We start from the raw sequence: 18,270 nt of genomic DNA, 5'->3' as shown, positions 1-18,270 counted from the left end.
CTGGCATGGGCGCACGGCGCATCGCCGTGCGCTGCTTGGCGCGGGCAGCGGCACGCCGGCCCCGCGCTGGTGCAGGCCTGCGCCCAGCAGTAGCCTGGCGCAGGCCGGCTTTGCCTTTGCCGGTGCGGCTGGCTCTTGCCGTTTTGCCTGCTCTGCCAACAACACTGCCTGTGCTGCTCGCTTTCCTTGCAGCAGCCTTATGCGCTGCGCCTGCAGATGTACCCGCTTTGGTCAGGGTACTACGTTTCCCTGACTTCACACCTCTGACTCCTGCAGACCCTGTATCTGCTGCTGCCGGAGTGCCACTGCCCATAAATACGGCCGGGTGGATGCCCCGGGGTTTACCCGACACGGAGGCCCTAGCAGCCCCGGTGCGTGTCACTACTCTCACGCCATTCCCTCCTTTGGCATGCACGAGGATTGTCGCTGCGCAAAGCGCCGGAGCATCCTTCCAGCTCCGGCGCAGAGTGTTCTGCTCCCATGGGGCACCGCACAGCGGCAGCATCAGTCGCATATATTTTAGGGCAATTGTCCTTTCATACGGACAGCTGCTTCCTGGAGCGAATCAAATGTACCTGCATCACTCCAGTATTTCTGCAAAATGTCGTATTCCAGTCCGCCAGCAGACGCGTAGTGATTATTCACATCCGTAATTTCAAGTTCTCCACGCGCAGACGGCGCAATGTTGCGAATCAGGTTAAATACATGATCATCATACATGTATATGCCCGTCACACAATAAGAGGTTTTCGGCTGGCTTGGCTTCTCCTCAATGTACGAGATTCGCTCTGGATGCTTTGGATCAAAAACAGGCACCCCGTAACGTCTTGCATCATCCACCTCTTTGAGCAGAACTCGCGCTGTACCAGCAGGTTGCTGCATGTAACGGTCCACATAAGGCTTCAGATCATCGCTGAAGAGATTATCACCGAGAAGCACTACAAATTTTTCGCCAGGAAGAATAAAGGAAGTTGCCAGATCCAATGCTTCCGCAATCCCGCCTGCCTTTTCCTGAATGCGATAAGTCAACTTCACCCCATGCTCCGCTCCGCCACCAAGATACTCTGTATATAACCCGGCGGAATGTTTGTTGATCACAATCAATAGTTCATCAATGCCTGCCTGGCGGAGCCTGTCGATGCCATACATAATCATCGGATGTTTACCGACTGGAAGCAGATGTTTGTTAATGAGCCGGGTCAGCGGATACAGTCTAGTTCCTGTTCCGCCGGCAAGAATTACACCTTTCATTCCACGTTCCCTCCTTCATCGGATATGTCCATATATTCAAGCGGATCGACATGCCATTTGTTCATAAAAATCGAACGATTACGCTCAAGCAGCTGTTTCCACGCTACCGGATCTGTCTTCTGGAAGCTGGCACTTCCCTGATGATGCACGAGAACATCTCCACATACCAGCAGGCGATATCCCTGCAATCTTGCTCTATAACAATAATCGTCATCCTCATAGTGTCCCGGAGAATATGCCTCGTCAAGCAGTCCAACCGATTCCACGACATCTCGTTTCATCAGCATGCACAGACCGACGATCCGGCGTACTTCCCTCCACCTTGAAGAATCCGCAATATTATTGGAATTGGCCAACTCCTGAAAATGTTCCATATCCCGAAACTGAAGTTCAATCTGCTGGATGCCGCTTGCATAATTCGTAACAGGACCCGTGATACCAATACTTGCGTCACTGTACAGAGCCGTTCGCAGGTTCTCCAGCCAACGGGGCGTGACCGTAACATCATTGTTCAACAGCAACAGCTCATCCCCGCAAGCTGCACGAAGTCCAGCGTTACACGCTGCCGGAAACCCCCGATTGTCCGGGAATCTTACAAATCGAATTCGCTCCAGCGCACAATATTCAGCCGTTCCATCCGTCGAACCGTTATCTACCACGATAATTTCATATGACGCAGGATCGCCCGAGTATTGACGTATGGCATCGATGCAGGGCCTGATCAGATCCAGACCATTGTAAGTTGGGATAATCATACTCGTCAGTGTCATTAGGCGTTCCTCCTGTAAGCCACTTCTACACGGGAGAGTGTATGTGCCTGGGCTGGATTTCCAACCTGTACCCAGCAATGTAGCCAGTGCCTCCAGATGATCTCCGATGATCAATTTGGCGACATCATTCCCACTTCCCGTGTTACCAGGACGCAACCGATTGGAACGAATAACATCCACCTGACTTGGTGCCGAGACGTTCATTCCATGCTGAATAGCTAGACTTTGTGCTTTAGGTGGAACGGCCAGTGATGCTGGCTTCACGGTCTGAATCATACGACGAGATAATGCATGAGGCACGGCTGTCATGGAGTTGGAACCAAGATCTGCCCTGCCTAATGTTCGGTTCAGATATGCTTTGATCCGGCTTACCTCATCCTGCCCGGCAAACGCAGGAAGCAAAGACGTCAGATTATTCAACGCCACATCCTGTCCCCGATCAACCGCGAACAGAAAGGGTGCAAGCTGTTCAGCCGAGACGACCATATCTCCATCCACAAAAAGTACCGTCTCCGCATCCGTCATCTTGACTCCAAGTGCCCGGCCCACATCATGTCCTGCCCGATCCGGTTCATAGATTACTGTAAGTCCCGGCTGCCTTAGTACCTGCTTCAAACTGTCATCTGTCGTTCCATTCAGTACCACAATAATATCCGTCAGAGGCAACCGCTTTAGTTGCAATAACACCTGCCCCAGTGTGTGTTCCTCATTACAGGCACAGACAACGGCAGCAGCCGAATGACGAAGAGGTAGCGGCAAGATCTGGAATGAATGTCCCGAGGCCTGAGCATAACCTTGCATAAATGCCTTACCTGCCTTCAGAGCTAGCTCGAAGTTGCTTAGATCCGCAACATTCGCCTGTGCATTCCATACGAGACGTGCGTGTTTTTCTGATACTGTGTTGTTCGCCTTTGCCTCGCTTCCTGCAACTTGCCCCGCTTTCCACATCAAGTGCAGATCTACTTGGCCAGACTTTGATGGGCTTCTTCTTGTTTTTTTAATATCTAAATGTTTCTTGTTCCTAAGACGCTTGTTCATTACTGTTCTTCCTGCTGTCGTTTGTCTATTTGTTGTCCGCCTGCGGCGGACAACCCCTGAACGTCCCTTCATTTCCTCACCTCCAGCATGCTGCATCATCCGATGCGACATGCTTACCTCGCCAGGTTGCGAACACGTTGCAGATCGGTATAACCTCCGCGGGGACCGAGCGTATCCGTAATCCACTTGATCGCTGCCATATGATCATTCAGTACCACTTGACTGAGCGGATCAGGTCCGCTCCGCTTCTTGATTCGTACTGCATTCATTCTACCCACAGGTACGTGATGAACAGCGCGTACCCGAAGTCCGCCGATCACTGCCTTCGCTTGTGCGAGTGGCGGAACTTCCAGTGAGGATATCCCCATGACCTCAAGTCCTTTTCGGCTTATTGCATGTGGAATAGCTGTCATGGATGCCCCCCGGAGATCGGATCTTGCGAGTATGCTGTTCAACATGTGTTTGGCCTCCACTACCGGATGAACGGGATGATGAGTGACCGGCCCATGGTAGTCGTTAAGCGCCACATCCGTTCCCTTCAGCACAGCCTTCACGTAAGGCGCAAGATGCTCTGCGGGAATTGCGATATCTGCATCAGTAAATAACAATACCTGACCGCGCGCCTCCGCTGCGCCTACTTTTCGTCCTCCATCATGCCCCAGCGCTTCTGCATACGTGAGCACTCGTGCTCCAGCCCGTTTGGCTGCGTTAGCCGTACCGTCTGTTGAACCATTCACAACGACAAGCACTTCAGCATCACGGCATATCCGCCGCGCTTCACGGACAACTGCACCAATCCTTTTCTCCTCATTCATGGCAGGAATAATGACCGAGAGTATCGGTCGCCGAGAAACATCCCTGTGTGAAGGAGCATCACTCATGCCATTTTCCGCTCCATTCTCTACTCTATCCTCAGCCTGTGACATCAACTGTTTGGATGGAATAACGAACCTATAGGCCTTTGTACCCTTTTTGTGTCCAGACTTCCATCTTCGTTTCTTCAGCACTGTTTTTCTTCGTGTCACATTGGATCGGGTTGCATAACGTGCTGTGGTACGGGTTTTGCGCAACAGTTTCACCTCCCGCATTCGATCATCGGCATGCCAAGGGAGTACACGTTATTCTATGTATTCGTGGAGCAGTGGAAACGGCGTTTGTCCTTGCACTAAGCAGGTTCTCCCTGTGAACACGAGGGTACAGGCCTTGCTTTTAGACAAAATACGCCAAAATATGTGAAAAACGCTACCTCTCCCCTACTTCAGATACAATTTTAAAAAAAATCTAAATTTGTATCTTTTCCAAAGTTTTACATTGTGATAATATACGTTCCAAGCAGTTTTATTTACAAAAATAACCTTGTGGTGAACATAAGTTCCCATATATTTTTTAAATCAATTTATTGACCTTAGGTTGATTAGATTATGACCTCATTCACAGAACCTGTTAAGCAGATACATTTTACTCTTGAGAGGAGTGATGCCGTTCAGAACACACTGCCTTTGTCATTTACGCAAACCCGGATTGAACACCCCAGTTTTCCGTGAACGTATCTTCTACCTGCGCAATTGGACAACCCCCGGCTTTCTGAAAGAGGAACACAATAGACGATTAAACCTTCGGGCTGAACTGAATAAACGGTTATCCTTTTTGTTTGGTGTCGTGCTTAACACTTCCCGAGCTAAGGCCAAGCCGATTTTGTTCCAATCGTTTCTTGTCTTATTCCACGCTTCAGGTTCAGCCCCACGCTCCGCGCTGCCCAAGTTGCAGACGGAATTCCAACCGAGACTGGCATGAACATTTTCCAACCAAAAAATAAGTTTAAGAATGGGAGATTTTACTATGAAATTCGCCAAAGTTATGCCAACAATTCTTGGAGGAGCTCTTTTGCTCGCTTCCGTATCCTCTGCTACTGCAGCTCCAGTGTCTGATCAATCCATTCCACTTCAGGCCCCTTATGCCTCTGAGGAGGGTATTCCATTGAACAGTGGAACAGATGACACCATCTTTAATTACCTTGGACAGCAGGAACAATTCCTGAATTCCGATGTGAAATCCCAGCTCAAAATTGTCAAAAGAAACACAGATACATCTGGCGTAAGACACTTCCGCCTGAAACAGTATATTAAAGGTATCCCGGTTTATGGTGCAGAACAAACGGTTCACCTGGACAAAACCGGTGCCGTGAGTTCAGCACTTGGCGACCTTCCACCGATTGAAGAACAGGCCATTCCGAATGATGGTGTAGCCGAGATCAGCGGAGATGACGCGATCCGCATTGCAACCGAAGAAGCAACCTCACGGATTGGAGAGCTTGGTGCCGCGGAGATCACACCTCAAGCTGAATTGAACATCTACCATCATGAAGAAGATGGTCAGACGTATCTGGTTTACATTACGGAAGTAAACGTACTGGAACCTGCCCCTCTACGGACCAAATATTTCATTAACGCAGTGGATGGCAGTATCGTATCCCAGTTTGACCTCATTAACTTTGCCACTGGAACAGGTACAGGTGTGCTTGGAGATACCAAAACCCTGACAACCACCCAATCCGGAAGCACCTTCCAACTGAAAGACACCACTCGCGGCAATGGCATCCAAACGTACACGGCAAACAATGGCTCCTCACTGCCTGGTAGCTTGCTCACAGATTCGGATAATGTATGGACTGATCGTGCAGGTGTAGATGCTCACGCCCATGCAGCTGCCACGTATGATTTCTACAAAAGCAAATTCAATCGTAACGGGATTAATGGTAACGGATTGCTGATTAGATCCACCGTACACTACGGCTCCAACTACAATAATGCCTTCTGGAACGGAGCACAGATTGTCTTTGGTGACGGAGATGGAACGACGTTCCGATCCCTGTCTGGTGATCTCGATGTTGTGGGTCATGAATTGACGCATGGTGTCATTGAGTACACAGCCAATCTGGAATATCGTAATGAACCAGGTGCACTCAACGAAGCCTTTGCCGATATTTTTGGTAATACGATCCAAAGCAAAAACTGGCTGCTCGGTGATGATATCTACACACCTAACATTCCAGGAGATGCGCTGCGCTCCCTCTCCAATCCTACATTGTATGGTCAACCTGACAAATACAGCGATCGCTACACAGGCACACAGGACAACGGCGGTGTCCATACCAACAGTGGTATCATCAACAAAGCTTACTACCTTGCTGCTCAAGGCGGAACACATAATGGTGTGACTGTCACCGGAATCGGCCGGGATAAAGCGATCCAGATTTTCTACAGCACACTGGTGAACTACCTGACACCAACGTCCAAATTTGCCGCTGCCAAAACAGCTACCATTCAAGCAGCTAAAGATCTGTACGGAGCAACTTCCGCTGAAGCTACTGCTATTACCAAAGCGTATCAAGCTGTAGGCCTGTAAAATCTTATTTTAATGAACTTATAATGTACTCATCATAATGGTAACAAAACGTTCAGACACCCCTCACCGTCCGAACGGATTAAGCTTAGATCAACCAAAAGCGGTGTCCCGGACAACTCTGGACACCGCTTTTGTCATTTATTTATTACTGATACAATCCTGCACTATCCTTGCGAAGGTCCCGCAGCAATCCATGACAACAACCCGTACGTATGCTTGCAATCTGCTGTACGTGACACTTCAAGTACCGCTTCATCCTCACTCTGCGAGAGCAAGGAAATCTGGAATCCCCGATCATTACTCATGCCCACAATCACATAATGTTCTGAAGCAAATGACTCTTCAAAAACAACGGTTACCTCTGTGCTTCCTTCACTCTCTGGCAGTACAAAAGCTTCCATTCCGAATTGTTGTACAACCGGTTGCTTGCTTACGCTGCGAACGGGTTGGAAGGCCAGATGTTTGGCCTGAACTGCACCCGATTGCAACTGGCTGCTGCCCACGGCATCATCACACAGATGCTCTTGTGTAATCGATTGTTCACTTAACATAAACTCCGTAGTTCCAGCGATCTCCTGTGACCGTTCAAGCTGTGGTTGCTGAGCCTGATCTGCCTGATCTGCCTGCTCCGTCGTGAACAAAGCTGCCGATGGTTCGCCAAGCTGATCTGTTTGGGATATCAACTCTTGTTGTTGCTCCAGACCAGCACTCGGTAATGCCTCGACGGTTACCCGCTGTGATTGCTGTACACCTTCATTTTCTGGTTGAAACAATCCCTCTTGTCTTTTGATAGCTGCCAGTTGCTCCAGCGTTTCTCCACTGAACTGACGAATCGCATTCCATATCTCTTCGCTCAGATGCGCTGGACCTACAATCCCCACATTCAAATGATTAGAGGTAATACTCTGCTCACTCAGTTTGCTGCCGTTCACGCTGCCATCGGCCAATTTGGCACTGGTGACAGACCCATTTTGCAGATGAACCCCGCTTACTGCTTCCTCTTCCAGATGAGTTGTGCGAATACTGCGCTCCTGAATATGATCAGCAAGAATCGTTCCATCCTGAATATGACGAGTTTGCACACTTTTGTCTGCTATGTGGATAGCCGAAACCGCACCTTCAAGCAATTTATTACCGTTTACACTGCCGTCAGCCATTTTGGCACTTGTTATGGAACCATTGTGCAGGTGAATCGCACTTACCGATTCCGCTTTGAGGTGGGAGATCCCAATGCTTCGCTCTTGAATATGGTCAGCATGTATGGCTCTCTCTTGGATATGACGGGATTGCACACTTCCATTTGCAATGTGGACATCCGACACCGCATCTTCAAGCAATTTGCTGCTGCTTACACTGCCATCGGTCAGTTTGGCACCCGTAATGGACCCATCTTGCAGATGAACCGCACTTATTGCTTCTTCCTCTATATGGGACGTACCGATGCTATGCTCCTGAATATGATCAGCAAGGATTGCTCCTGCCTGGATATGGCGAGTTTGCACACTTTCGGATGCGATATGGCTCCCGAATACAGCATCTTCGAGCAATTTGCTGCCGTTTATGCTGCCGTCAGCCAATTTGGCACTTGTGACCGACCCATTTTGCAGATGAACGGCACTTACTGCTTCCTCTTCCAGATGGGTTGTGCCGATGCTTCGCTCCTGAATATGATCAGCATGAATGGCTCCTGCCTGAATATGCCCGGATTGCACACTTTCCGATGCAATATGAATCCCGGATACCGTACCTTCGAGTAACTTGCTGCCTGTTATACTGCCATCCGCCAGTTTGGCACTCGTTACAGATCCATTTTGCAGATGAATCGCACTTACCGACTCCTCTTCCAAATGTGCTGTGCCGATGCTCCGCTCTTGAATATGATCAGCATGAATGGCTCCTGCCTGAATCTTACTGGATTGCACACTATCGTCTGCAATGTGGATATCCGATACGGCTCCTTCAAGCAACTTGCTGCCGGTTACACTGCCGTCGGCCAACTTGGTACTTGTTACAGATCCATTTTGCAGATGAATGGCACTTACTGCTTCCTGTTCCAAGTGAAGCATGCCAATGCTGTGCTCCTGAATATGGTCAGCAAGGATTACTCCTGCCTGGATATGGCGGGATTGCACACTTTCAGAGGCGATATGGATTCCCGACACCGCATCTTCGAGCAATTTGCTGCCGGTTACACTGCTGTCGGCCAGTTTGGCACTGATGACAGACCCATTTTGCAGGTGAATCGCACTTACTGCTTCCTCCTCCAGATGGGTTGTGCCGATGCTGCGCTCCTGAATATGGTCAGCATGAATGGCCCCTGCCTGAATATGCCCGGTTTGCACACTTTCGGACGCAATATGAATCCCCGATACGGTTCCTTCAAGCAATTTGCTGCCGTTTATACTGCCATCCGCCAGTTTGGCACTTGTTACAGATCCATTTTGCAAATGAATCGCACTTACTGACTCCTCATCCAGATGAACTGAGCCAATACTGCACTCTTGAATATGCTCAGCAAGGATTGCTCCTTCTTGGATATGACGGGTTTGCACACTTTCATTGGCAAGGTGAGTAGCCGATACGCTTCCTGCGGCTAATTTACTGCCATCCACACTACCCGTTGCTAGTTTGGAGCGTGTTACAGATTCATCCTGCAAAATAATCGTACTTACCGCTTCTTCTTCCAGATGAGACGTTCCGATGCTGCGTTCATGGATATGATGAGGAAGAATTTCACCATCCTGAATATGACGGGAATGCACAGCTCCTTGCTGCAGGTGAACAGCACTTGTCGACTCTGCCTGAAGATGCAAACCACTGATCAAACCTGGCTGAAGGTGAGCCGCTGTAATGGATAAAGGTGCCAGATGGTCTGTTTCGACAGCTCCAGGTGCCAAATGATGCGATGTGACCACCTGTTCAGCAATATGCTCCTCATGAATGATGTCTGCCTTCAGATGCTGTGAGCCTACAACTTGAGTTCCCAAATGTTCAGATTTCACGCTGCCTTCAGCCAGATGGACGGATTGTACAACGGATGGCTGCAAGTGTTCGCTACCTACAGCAGCCTGTTGCAGTTCTGTTGCGGATACCGAGTCTGCTGTCAGATGGTCCGCACTTACGGACCCGTGCCGAAGTTTGTTGCCCGTAATACTGCCATCAGCGAATAATTCCGGTGAGCGTATTTCTTCCGACAGATGTTCCAGTGAAACGGAATGCTGCTTCAGGTGATACCCACGAATGGTTCCTGCTGGAATATGTTTGGCGTTAATGCTCTCTGCCATAATCTTGGAAGAAGTCACGCTGCCGTCTGCCAGTTTAGCTGACGTGACAGCAAAATCCGCCAATTTATCTGTTGCAACACTCTCTGGTGAAAGCTTGGGGGAGGTAACCGCATGATCTGTTAGATGAGGCGGAAAAATGGACCCACCCGCCAGCTGGGCTGAAGTTACACTATCAAGAGCCAATTTGTCAGTTGTGACCGCGGCCCGTGCAATTGCATCCGTTTCAACACTGCCCGGCTGGAGATGAGGTACACCTACGGCATGTTCTGTCAGGTGTTCCGATTTCACTGCATAAGGTCTCAGGGCCTCGGAACCCACGCTGCCTGGAGCCAGATGTGTACCTGTGACTCCACCATTCGCAAGATGCGAGGATATAACACTTCCCGGGGCAAGTGCTCTGCTACTCACCGATGCCGTTCCAAGCTTTTCTGTTGTCACACTTCCATCCGCGAGTTTAACGTCTGTAACAGCAGCATCCTGCAATTCATACGTACCCACGGCCGACTCTGCAAGATGCCGCTCACACACCACGTCGTCTGCAAGAGCGTCTCCGGACACACTTCCGGCAGATAGATGAGTTGCCTCGATGCTTCCACTTGCAATGTGAATGGAGTGAATTGCAGAATTGTCCACATGTACCGGTGTGATTCCCCGATTCGCGATGTGTTCCGCACGAATGGACCCCTTGGCAAGATGTTTACCTTGTACGGCTTCATCCGCAATTTTGGAAGAAATGACGCTCTGATCAGAGATCTTGGATGCCGTAATGGACTGCTCCAGCAATTTTGCTGTTCCCACAGACTGGTCTGCCAGTTTGCTGCTGGTTACTGCACCTTCCTTCAAATGCTCACTGCCCACTTCTCCATTGCCAATCTGCTCCTTGCCAACGGAATGAGCGCGAATCTGACTTGATCCGATTGAACCGTCCAGGAGATGTCTTCCAGTTAGTGAACCCTCAGCTAAATGTCTTGTTTGTATGGATCCATCCTCTATCTGGTCACTTCCAATACTGCCACTTAATAGTTGTGAACGACCGACAGACCCTTCTGCCAGATGTGTCTGTTTAACAGCACCTGCCTGAATGTGGTGAGACTCGATGGAGTGTTCTTCGATTTTGCTGCCTGTGACTGCAGCTTCGCGAATTTTGGATGTAGTCACTGCATCGTCAGCCAGTTTGGAGGTATTCACAGCTCCCCCCGTGAGATGTCTTGTATCCACCCCGCTAATCGCGATCTTGTCTCCAGTTACGGCATGATTCTTGATTAATTCTTCCGTTACCAGCATCCGGCTGAGATGTCTTGTGCCGATGGAACCGTCGGCAATTTTGGCCGAATCGATGACCTGGTTGCCAAGCTTCTGAGAAGTAATACTGCCATCTCTGATTTTCTCACCTGCAATAGAAGCATTTCGTATTTTGTGACCAGACACAGAGCCGTCAATCAGGTGCTCCTCAGATACAGACGCTTCCGCAAGTTTCGCCGAAACGATGGCCCCGTCGGCAATGTGAATGCTGGTCACCGCATAATCCTGCAATGCTTCACTGCCGACCGCATCCGGTTTCAGCTTGGAGGCATCCACAGAGAAAGGAGCCAACTTGCTCTCCGTAACAGCAAATTCACTCAAGTCGTCCGTGTAGATGTAGTGTCCGGTATGACCCGGCATCTGGTTTTGGTTCAGGATTTGCAGCCGATCCTTACTTGTTATCTCCTGCTTGTTGATGTCCTGCTCTTCTTCCAGAGCAACCGGAGCCAAGCTGCTAACCTGAATCTGCTTTTCCGTGCTATCTTGTGTCTCAACTTCCTTGCTATCAGACTCTAGGGGTTCCGGCTTGATTTTGGCTTCGATCTCTAGCTCTTCCAGCTCGTTTGTTGAAGCAGGTAGCTCCGTTGGTTCAAATAGGAATTCTTCCGACTCCTGAACAGCTCTCGAATCCCTTTTATTCGTATTCAAGCGTTCTTCCCTATTCACAGTGAAACCTGAGTTCATCTTGTCTGCCCGGCGATCAGTCAGTTCCAATTCCTTAAATTTCGGGCTCACATGCCGCAGTTTCGGCGTCGGAACCTTCTTTTTGCCATTTTTACTCATGCAGCTTGCTCCTTCCTCTAACGTTCGTCTCCGGCATCATATGCTTCCATATGGGCATCTGCCACTTCATTTATGACTTTTACGGATTCCAGAGCACGAATGTACAGGCGTCAAGACAGGAAGGTTCGATGATCTTCGTGGAAATAGGCGTGTCAGGGCAGCAGAGGAAAGGCGGCTGTCCACGCCCCCGTCCCAGTCATGTCATAGGATATTATATCTAGGTCGTGTCTGAAAACTTGCTGAAGTGCATCTTTCACCGTCTTTTCGCCCCCTGCTACGTCACTTTCCCTTGACGTGCTCCGGCACGCCTGCGGAAAACTTCCTTGTTTGAAACGAAAATTTCGGCAAAACCTGCTTCCTTCGGAGTTTTAGACACGCCCTGAGCAAGCACTAGTGCTTGGCGATGCATCTTACACACCGGTCTGCGTTATCGCGATGTCTGAGCCATGCGGTGACAGGCCGGCATTCCATGATTGGACGATCCATGGTCGCGATAACATCGAAGGAGGAACGGTCATGCTCCAAGAAACGATCGGCATTATGTTCGATTCACGCATGTACCGGGGGATACCGGCCGGAAGGACCGGTCAGGAATCACTCGCGAATTATGAACAGGCAGCGGCCAGTTATGGATTAACTCCCTGCTTTTTGAGGCTGGAAGATATCGATTCGGATCAAAAAACATGTCTTGCCTATGTAAAAAAAGAAGGCAGATATGTTCGCGAGCGCATGCCACTGCCCTCCGTCATTCATAACCGATCACTCCAGCTTCGCCGGACGGAACAGCATCAGATTACCAAGCTGATGTTGCAGGGTATCCAGGTATTCAACGTTCGCAACCGGTACCGTAAAGATCACATTCATGACATGCTTCATCAGGACCTCGCCTTGCGAGAACACCTGCCCCATGCAGCTAAAGCTACGCCAGAGTCTCTGGCCTATATGATGGAACAATATGATGACCTCGTCATCAAACCATGCAGCGGCAGCATCGGTCATGGTATTATGCGAGTCTTTGAGCGAGATGGACAGTGGAAACTAACCTGTGAGACGAAGGCTGCACGCAAAGGGTGGGCTACCTTCCGATTGAGCAAAGGACAGCTTCCTTCCGCCACCCTAAGGCGGATCTTTCGCCATGCCTACCTCATTGAAGAGCGTATCCCACTGGTACGTTATGAGGGCAGGCCGGTAGATTTGCGGGTATCGGTACAACGTGGCGGCGATGGTCTTTGGGGAATAACAGGCATGTTTGCCAAAGCGGCTCCTGCCCATACGTTTGTCAGCAATATCGCCCAGGGAGGTAAAGTCATGAAGCTCGCAGAGGCCCTTGGATTAGGAGAATCTGGCTTTGACCTGGCTCGACTGGAATACAGAATCGGACTCGTTGCACTTCGAATTGCCCAGAACCTGGCGGCCAGTCTGCCACATCTGGCTGATCTGGGTCTTGATCTCGGGATAACGCGCAGCGGCCAGATCTATTTTATTGAATGCAATGGACGGGATCAGCGTTACGGTTTTCGCAAGGCGGGAATGTCGGAACACTGGAAGGCAACGTACAGCAAACCAATGGCTTATGGGCGTCTGCTGCTGGAACAGAATTCGAGGATTCCGAGACAACCGCAGACATACGATAGGAGACTATATTGATTTCGTGTGCATTCTGTGTCAATATTATGCAGAACGGCCGGTCTTGCCGGCCTTGAAGTTCGCATTAACCCTAAGGGGGATATTCATGGCAAAAACGCTGTTGCGATTAATGACCGAGCTTTCTTCGCGCAAATGGATCTCCCGGACAGTGGGAGCCTTCTCCAAAAGCCGGGGAAGTAAGGCATTTATCCCTTATTTTGTCCGGACCTACGACATCCCTGTTCAGGAGGCCGAGAAAGACTGGAAGGAATACCGTTCACTGAACGATTTCTTTACCCGCAAATTAAAGCCGGGCATGCGCCCGTTAGAACTTTCAGAGCATGCACTGATCAGCCCGGTAGATGCCAAGATTACGGCAGCCGGTCCAATATCTGCAGGGACACTCCTGAATGTTAAGGGACAAAATTATACACTTGCTGAATTATTAAACCATTCTCCCCATCTGGAGAAGTACAAGCACGGGTACGGGTTCGTCCTCTATCTCAGCCCTCGCGACTATCACCGCATTCATGCACCTGTCAGCGGCCGCAAAATAGAGAGTGAACACATCAAGGGCAAAGTTTATCCCGTGAATGACTTTGGCCTGACCCATATGAGATCCGTGCTTAGTCGAAATGAACGGCTCATTACGTATATCGCACACGATTACGGTGAAGTGGCGGTTGTCAAAGTAGGTGCGATGAACGTGAGTAGCATACAATATGCTGATACGGACACAAGTACCTGGGCACAGGGCGATGATCTGGCCTATTTTGAATTCGGTTCCACCGTTGTTCTGCTGACGCAGAGTGGCACATTCGAACCAAACCCGGGCTTACAGCCAGGCGATTCGGTCAAAATGGGTGCATTGCTTGGTCGTTTGAAACCGAAGAACTAAATGAGTCCATACGCAAATAAAGAGGATGGCGCAGCACCTGTAACCAGGTATTGCGCCATCCTCTTTATGCATTCATATTCATCCATGTATACATGCAATACGAAGCTTCGCTCCGTCGTTATTGGTCTGCTGAGTTCTCCTCAAAACCACACATCTTGCAAGTCCTCTGCCGGTTTGAAGCGACGCAGACGGTTCCGGAAAATATTGCATCCCTTCGTAGAGCATCCCCGGTTGCGGACCCGACGTTTTCCGTTCATCACAAGTTCCCCCTTTTTGGTCATCTGGAATGCTAGATAATTACCCTTGCGTTCCAGACTTGAAACGGTTTCCTGTTCTTCTCATCAGAATTTTAACGAATCTCGGACGGGCTTTTGCCGGTATATTGCTTGAACTGACGACTGAAAAAGAAAATATCCCGGTAACCCAGAGCATCCGCCACTTCGGTCACATTCATGCCGGTATGCACCAGCAGATGTTCCGCCCGTTCAATACGCATGCGGATAATATAAGATTGCACCGATGATCCCACCAGTTCCTTGAACTTGATCGAGAAGTATCGGGGCGATAAGCCAGCCCGCGCAGCCAGATCTTCCACCCGATGCGTAATCCCCGGATGCTGACGCACATAATTGGCGACCTCCTGGATGACATCGGACAACTGGTTGCTTACCTTTTTCTCCACAGGTTCTTCCGTATCGGCGCGCAGCAAATGAATCATCAATTGCTTCAGAATCAATCGGCTCTCTTCATCACGTCCGTACACATCCGATAAGAACAGTCTTACATAACGTGCCAGCAAATGCTCAAACTCCACCGTTTCCTGTACTTCGCGATAGGACTGGGGAACATCAGCAACAGGCACGTCCACATCAAAATGAATATACGTAAGTACCAACGGTTTTTGCTTATTATGTGTTGCAGTAGGATGATCGCCTGGCCTGAACAAAAAACAACTACCCTTGCCAACTTCATACGACTGGTCATTCAGTATAAGCGTTCCTTCACCACTCCATACATAAAATAAATCATAGTTTTGCATCGGTTTTTCCCGTTTCTGCCACTTCCAGCCCGGTTCACAGACAATTTTGGCGACAGCGGGCAAAATAACAAATGATGACGGCGATGCCTGCAGCATGTCGCCACTCCCCCTTGATAGTTAATCTCTCTGCATATGGCATCCTTCTGATCTGAATCTCACTTCTTCAATCCAGGCCATATGTATTTCATCTATATAAGTTGAACTAAAGAATATTTACACTTGCCACTTCGATGACAGAACAACCTTCCGATCGCTGTTATCCCCAGATTTTTTTGATTCACTTTTACAAGGTGAAAATCTGGCGATAGCGTATGCTTCCGATGTAGCTTTCTTTCAGAAAGCTTTCAGGCGAGCGCTCCTCTTCTTCAGGTTATTTCTGCCCTCTACGTTTTCGTGTAAATGGTTAGTTCAACTTTTATAGTGTCATTCAATACAACTTGCTCATATATGATCTCTGCTCCTAGGAGCGAAATGTCTTATCCCATTATACAGCGGAATTCACCGAAACGAAAATGTGCACTTCTCCCAGGCTAACCGCATTCGCCGGATTCCCTCTGTCATCTCTTCTTTCTCCAGATGTGCAAAAGCAAAGCAGGCCGCCGGATGACCTGAAGTCAGCCGATATCGCTCTGCATCACGAAACAGTATGCCATCCTCCTCAGCAAGCTTTTTAAATCGCTGATAACTGTCCACATCGCCATTCCAGGTAGCGTAGATATGCAGTCCTGCATCACCAAGCTGCATCGTGAATGCTTCCGGTAACTGTAGTTCCATCTCTCGGACAAAAAAATCATGCCGTTCACCGTATAACCGGGTTAACCGTCGTAAGTGCCTCAGGTAACCTCCTCTGGTCATAAATTTCGCCAGTGCGCGCTGCTCTAACAGCGCCGGAGGTACCGGTTCATACAGCGCCTTGGCGGCAAGGAGAGGTTCTACCAGGCCAGGCGGCAGTACGGCATAGCCAAGTCGGAACGAAGCAACCATCGTTTGTGAGAATGAACCAACGTAGATGACGCGCTGTTCACGATCAAGCACTTTGAGGGGTTCAATTGGTCTTCCGCCCCATCGGAATTCACTGTCATAATCATCTTCAATGATGACCGCATTCCGCTTTGAGGCCCACTCAAGCAAGGCACGTCTTCTATCCAATCCCAATACGGCCCCTGTTGGAAACTGCCGGGTAGGGGTGACAAATAACGTCTGTGCCTCCCAAGGCTGAGGAATAATGCCTGCGGCATCCACCTCTGCCGGGATGATATACCCACCACAGGACTTGACGGCATGGGCAATGCCCGGATACCCCGGATTCTCCAATACAACTGCTGTATTCTCCGTAATCAGCAATTGAGATAGCAGGGTGATGCCTTGCATTGAACCACTGAATAATACAATCTGAGAGGGTTCAGCCTGAATACCACGTGTCCATCTGAGATGGGAGGCGATGGCCTCACGTAACTCCGGATCACCGGCTACACCGCTCGATTCTCGCCAACCACTGCGATGAACCGCAGCGAGTGCACTCTTCCACTCCCCTAACGGGAAATGTTCGGCAGGCATGCGCTGCATTTGAAAATTAATGACGGACGGCTTCGGTGAAGACATCTGCGTCCGCAGGACTTCATTTTGCGTATTCAACCTCTGTACTCGTTCCCCCCAGGCAGACAGCTTGAGAACGGCTTCCTGTTTTTCATTTTCTTGAGTGGATAATGTTTCGGTTACAAATGTACCTCTTCCCCGATGTGCATGGACATAACCATCCGCAAGCAGCATGTCGTATACCTGAGCTACCGAACCACGTGACATCTCATATTGCTTTGCCAGCTCACGGGTGGAAGGAAGCCGCGTGCCTCCCACCAATGTACCTGCATGAATGGCATCACGTAACGCATGGTACAGTGCCTCATACTTGTATCGATGCTGAAGTTCATAGGTATCCATCGGCAGCCACAATTCCATCGTGCACCTCTCTTCATCCGTCTTCATTTCTAATCCCTGACCAATTGGCCTACTAAAGTGAATGTAAATTGGATCTATTTCATTGTCAATGTATGAACTATGGTTATCCATAAGATATGGCGTTCTATTATACATTTCAATGATGGGGGAATACACATGAGACGGAAAGAATTCACAGTAGATGAAGAACAGGAGATTACCGAGTTTCTGGATCAGTGCTCCTTCGGGTTTCTGGGAACGGTCAGTCCGGACGGACAACCACGTGTTACACCACTGAATTTCGTTTATATGGACGGTTGCTTTTATTTCCACGGCAGTCTGGCTGGCGAAAAGATGAAACAGATCAAACAGGATTCGTCGGTCAGTTTTACGGTTGCGGAAGAGTTCTCCCTGATTCCATCCTACTTCAATGATCCCGAGCTTGCTTGTCCAGCGACTTCTTTCTTCAAAAGTGTCATGGCTTTCGGTCAGGCAGAATCGGTTAAGGAACTGGATATCAAAGGCAAGGTGCTTCAACGATTCATGGAGAAACTCCAGCCGCAAGGCGGATATGTGCCCATTGATGCTACTGACTCACGCTACACAGGGAACCTTAAAGCTGTAGCCGTTGTGAGAATCGTGCCAGAACGAATCAGCGCCAAGTTTAAATTTGGACAAAATTGGTCTATCGATCGCTTGGATCATGTCCGTGGTGAACTGGAACAGCGCAATGAGGGGCGAGATGTCGAAACCGCAGCAATGATGCAGAAATATTGTCCATTTCATCAGCAATAAGTTTCATTTCTTGAGGATACTCCAAGGTTGAATTCAACGATAACCTACCCGGAAACCCTCTGCAACAACGCGGTAAAGCGATATAACTGTCATATTGCGTAATTTCCGTGACGGGGGCATGTCAAGGTGATATAATGTTAGGCA

Annotated in this window: 11 protein-coding genes and 1 pseudogene; 5 read left to right on the top strand and 7 right to left on the bottom strand. The window is 49.4% G+C overall.

The features are described 5' to 3' along the window. Window positions 1-519: 519 nt before the first annotated feature. The 4 genes and pseudogenes from QF049_RS29085 to QF049_RS29070 all read right to left on the bottom strand — a co-directional run bounded on the left by QF049_RS29085 (window position 520) and on the right by QF049_RS29070 (window position 4,138). A complete protein-coding gene (locus tag QF049_RS29085) occupies window positions 520-1,251 on the bottom strand; it encodes a sugar phosphate nucleotidyltransferase (protein ID WP_307542395.1) in 732 nt (243 codons plus the stop codon). Then, window positions 1,248-2,021 (bottom strand): glycosyltransferase family 2 protein, encoded by a 774-nt coding sequence (locus QF049_RS29080; RefSeq protein ID WP_091037791.1) that lies wholly within the window; start codon window positions 2,019-2,021, stop codon window positions 1,248-1,250. Before QF049_RS29080 ends, QF049_RS29085 begins: the two co-directional genes overlap by 4 nt. Window positions 2,022-2,450: 429 nt before the next feature. Continuing rightward, a pseudogene (locus QF049_RS29075) lies at window positions 2,451-2,822 on the bottom strand (glycosyltransferase); the annotation flags it as partial. Between the two features lie 350 nt (window positions 2,823-3,172). Next, on the bottom strand, window positions 3,173-4,138 hold the full coding sequence (locus QF049_RS29070; protein WP_307543474.1) for a glycosyltransferase family 2 protein: 966 nt from the start codon (window positions 4,136-4,138) through the stop codon (window positions 3,173-3,175). 442 nt (window positions 4,139-4,580) lie between these two features. On the opposite strand from QF049_RS29070, the gene QF049_RS29065 reads away from it, so the two are divergent. Both QF049_RS29065 and QF049_RS29060 read left to right on the top strand, forming a co-directional pair. After that, window positions 4,581-4,853, top strand: coding sequence for a hypothetical protein (locus QF049_RS29065; RefSeq protein ID WP_146118070.1), 273 nt, complete (start codon window positions 4,581-4,583; stop codon window positions 4,851-4,853). A gap of 45 nt (window positions 4,854-4,898) precedes the next feature. Beyond that, window positions 4,899-6,464 (top strand): M4 family metallopeptidase, encoded by a 1,566-nt coding sequence (locus QF049_RS29060; RefSeq protein ID WP_307542391.1) that lies wholly within the window; start codon window positions 4,899-4,901, stop codon window positions 6,462-6,464. Window positions 6,465-6,628: 164 nt separating this feature from the next. Here the strand turns inward: QF049_RS29060 and QF049_RS29055 are convergent, their stop codons facing one another. Then, a complete protein-coding gene (locus tag QF049_RS29055; protein WP_307542389.1) occupies window positions 6,629-11,833 on the bottom strand; it encodes a WIAG-tail domain in 5,205 nt (1,734 codons plus the stop codon). 516 nt (window positions 11,834-12,349) lie between these two features. On the opposite strand from QF049_RS29055, the gene QF049_RS29050 reads away from it, so the two are divergent. Beyond that, window positions 12,350-13,480: a YheC/YheD family endospore coat-associated protein gene (locus QF049_RS29050; protein ID WP_307542387.1), complete on the top strand. Its 1,131-nt coding sequence runs from the start codon at window positions 12,350-12,352 to the stop codon at window positions 13,478-13,480. A gap of 85 nt (window positions 13,481-13,565) precedes the next feature. Then, window positions 13,566-14,357 (top strand): archaetidylserine decarboxylase, encoded by a 792-nt coding sequence (asd, locus tag QF049_RS29045; protein WP_047841263.1) that lies wholly within the window; start codon window positions 13,566-13,568, stop codon window positions 14,355-14,357. A 349-nt stretch (window positions 14,358-14,706) separates the two neighbouring features. Here asd and QF049_RS29040 read toward each other — a convergent pair whose 3' ends face one another. Both QF049_RS29040 and pdxR read right to left on the bottom strand, forming a co-directional pair. After that, window positions 14,707-15,492: an AraC family transcriptional regulator gene (locus QF049_RS29040; RefSeq protein WP_169480586.1), complete on the bottom strand. Its 786-nt coding sequence runs from the start codon at window positions 15,490-15,492 to the stop codon at window positions 14,707-14,709. A 402-nt stretch (window positions 15,493-15,894) separates the two neighbouring features. Then, the gene (pdxR, locus tag QF049_RS29035) at window positions 15,895-17,352 is read right to left on the bottom strand and encodes a MocR-like pyridoxine biosynthesis transcription factor PdxR (RefSeq protein ID WP_307542383.1); all 1,458 of its coding nucleotides are present in this window, start codon (window positions 17,350-17,352) and stop codon (window positions 15,895-15,897) included. 156 nt (window positions 17,353-17,508) lie between these two features. Between pdxR and QF049_RS29030 the strand changes: the two genes are divergently transcribed. Continuing rightward, complete coding sequence (locus QF049_RS29030; RefSeq protein ID WP_307542381.1) at window positions 17,509-18,126, top strand: pyridoxamine 5'-phosphate oxidase family protein; 618 nt, start codon at window positions 17,509-17,511, stop codon at window positions 18,124-18,126. The last annotated feature ends 144 nt before the right edge of the window (window positions 18,127-18,270 follow it).

The organism is Paenibacillus sp. W4I10 (genome assembly GCF_030816325.1).
Taxonomy (GTDB): Bacteria; Bacillota; Bacilli; order Paenibacillales; family Paenibacillaceae; genus Paenibacillus; species Paenibacillus amylolyticus_B.
This window is presented reverse-complemented; position numbering and strand designations above follow the sequence as displayed.

What these genes read in the sequence shown, in the direction of transcription:
- pdxR (WP_307542383.1), bottom strand. Translation starts at nt 17,352, where the DNA reads ATGGAATTGTGGCTGCCGATGGATACCTATGAACTTCAGCATCGATAC.
- QF049_RS29050 (WP_307542387.1), top strand. Translation starts at nt 12,350, where the DNA reads ATGCTCCAAGAAACGATCGGCATTATGTTCGATTCACGCATGTACCGG.
- QF049_RS29080 (WP_091037791.1), bottom strand. Translation starts at nt 2,021, where the DNA reads ATGACACTGACGAGTATGATTATCCCAACTTACAATGGTCTGGATCTG.
- QF049_RS29040 (WP_169480586.1), bottom strand. Translation starts at nt 15,492, where the DNA reads ATGCTGCAGGCATCGCCGTCATCATTTGTTATTTTGCCCGCTGTCGCC.
- QF049_RS29085 (WP_307542395.1), bottom strand. Translation starts at nt 1,251, where the DNA reads ATGAAAGGTGTAATTCTTGCCGGCGGAACAGGAACTAGACTGTATCCG.
- QF049_RS29060 (WP_307542391.1), top strand. Translation starts at nt 4,899, where the DNA reads ATGAAATTCGCCAAAGTTATGCCAACAATTCTTGGAGGAGCTCTTTTG.
- QF049_RS29030 (WP_307542381.1), top strand. Translation starts at nt 17,509, where the DNA reads ATGAGACGGAAAGAATTCACAGTAGATGAAGAACAGGAGATTACCGAG.
- QF049_RS29055 (WP_307542389.1), bottom strand. Translation starts at nt 11,833, where the DNA reads ATGAGTAAAAATGGCAAAAAGAAGGTTCCGACGCCGAAACTGCGGCAT.
- asd (WP_047841263.1), top strand. Translation starts at nt 13,566, where the DNA reads ATGGCAAAAACGCTGTTGCGATTAATGACCGAGCTTTCTTCGCGCAAA.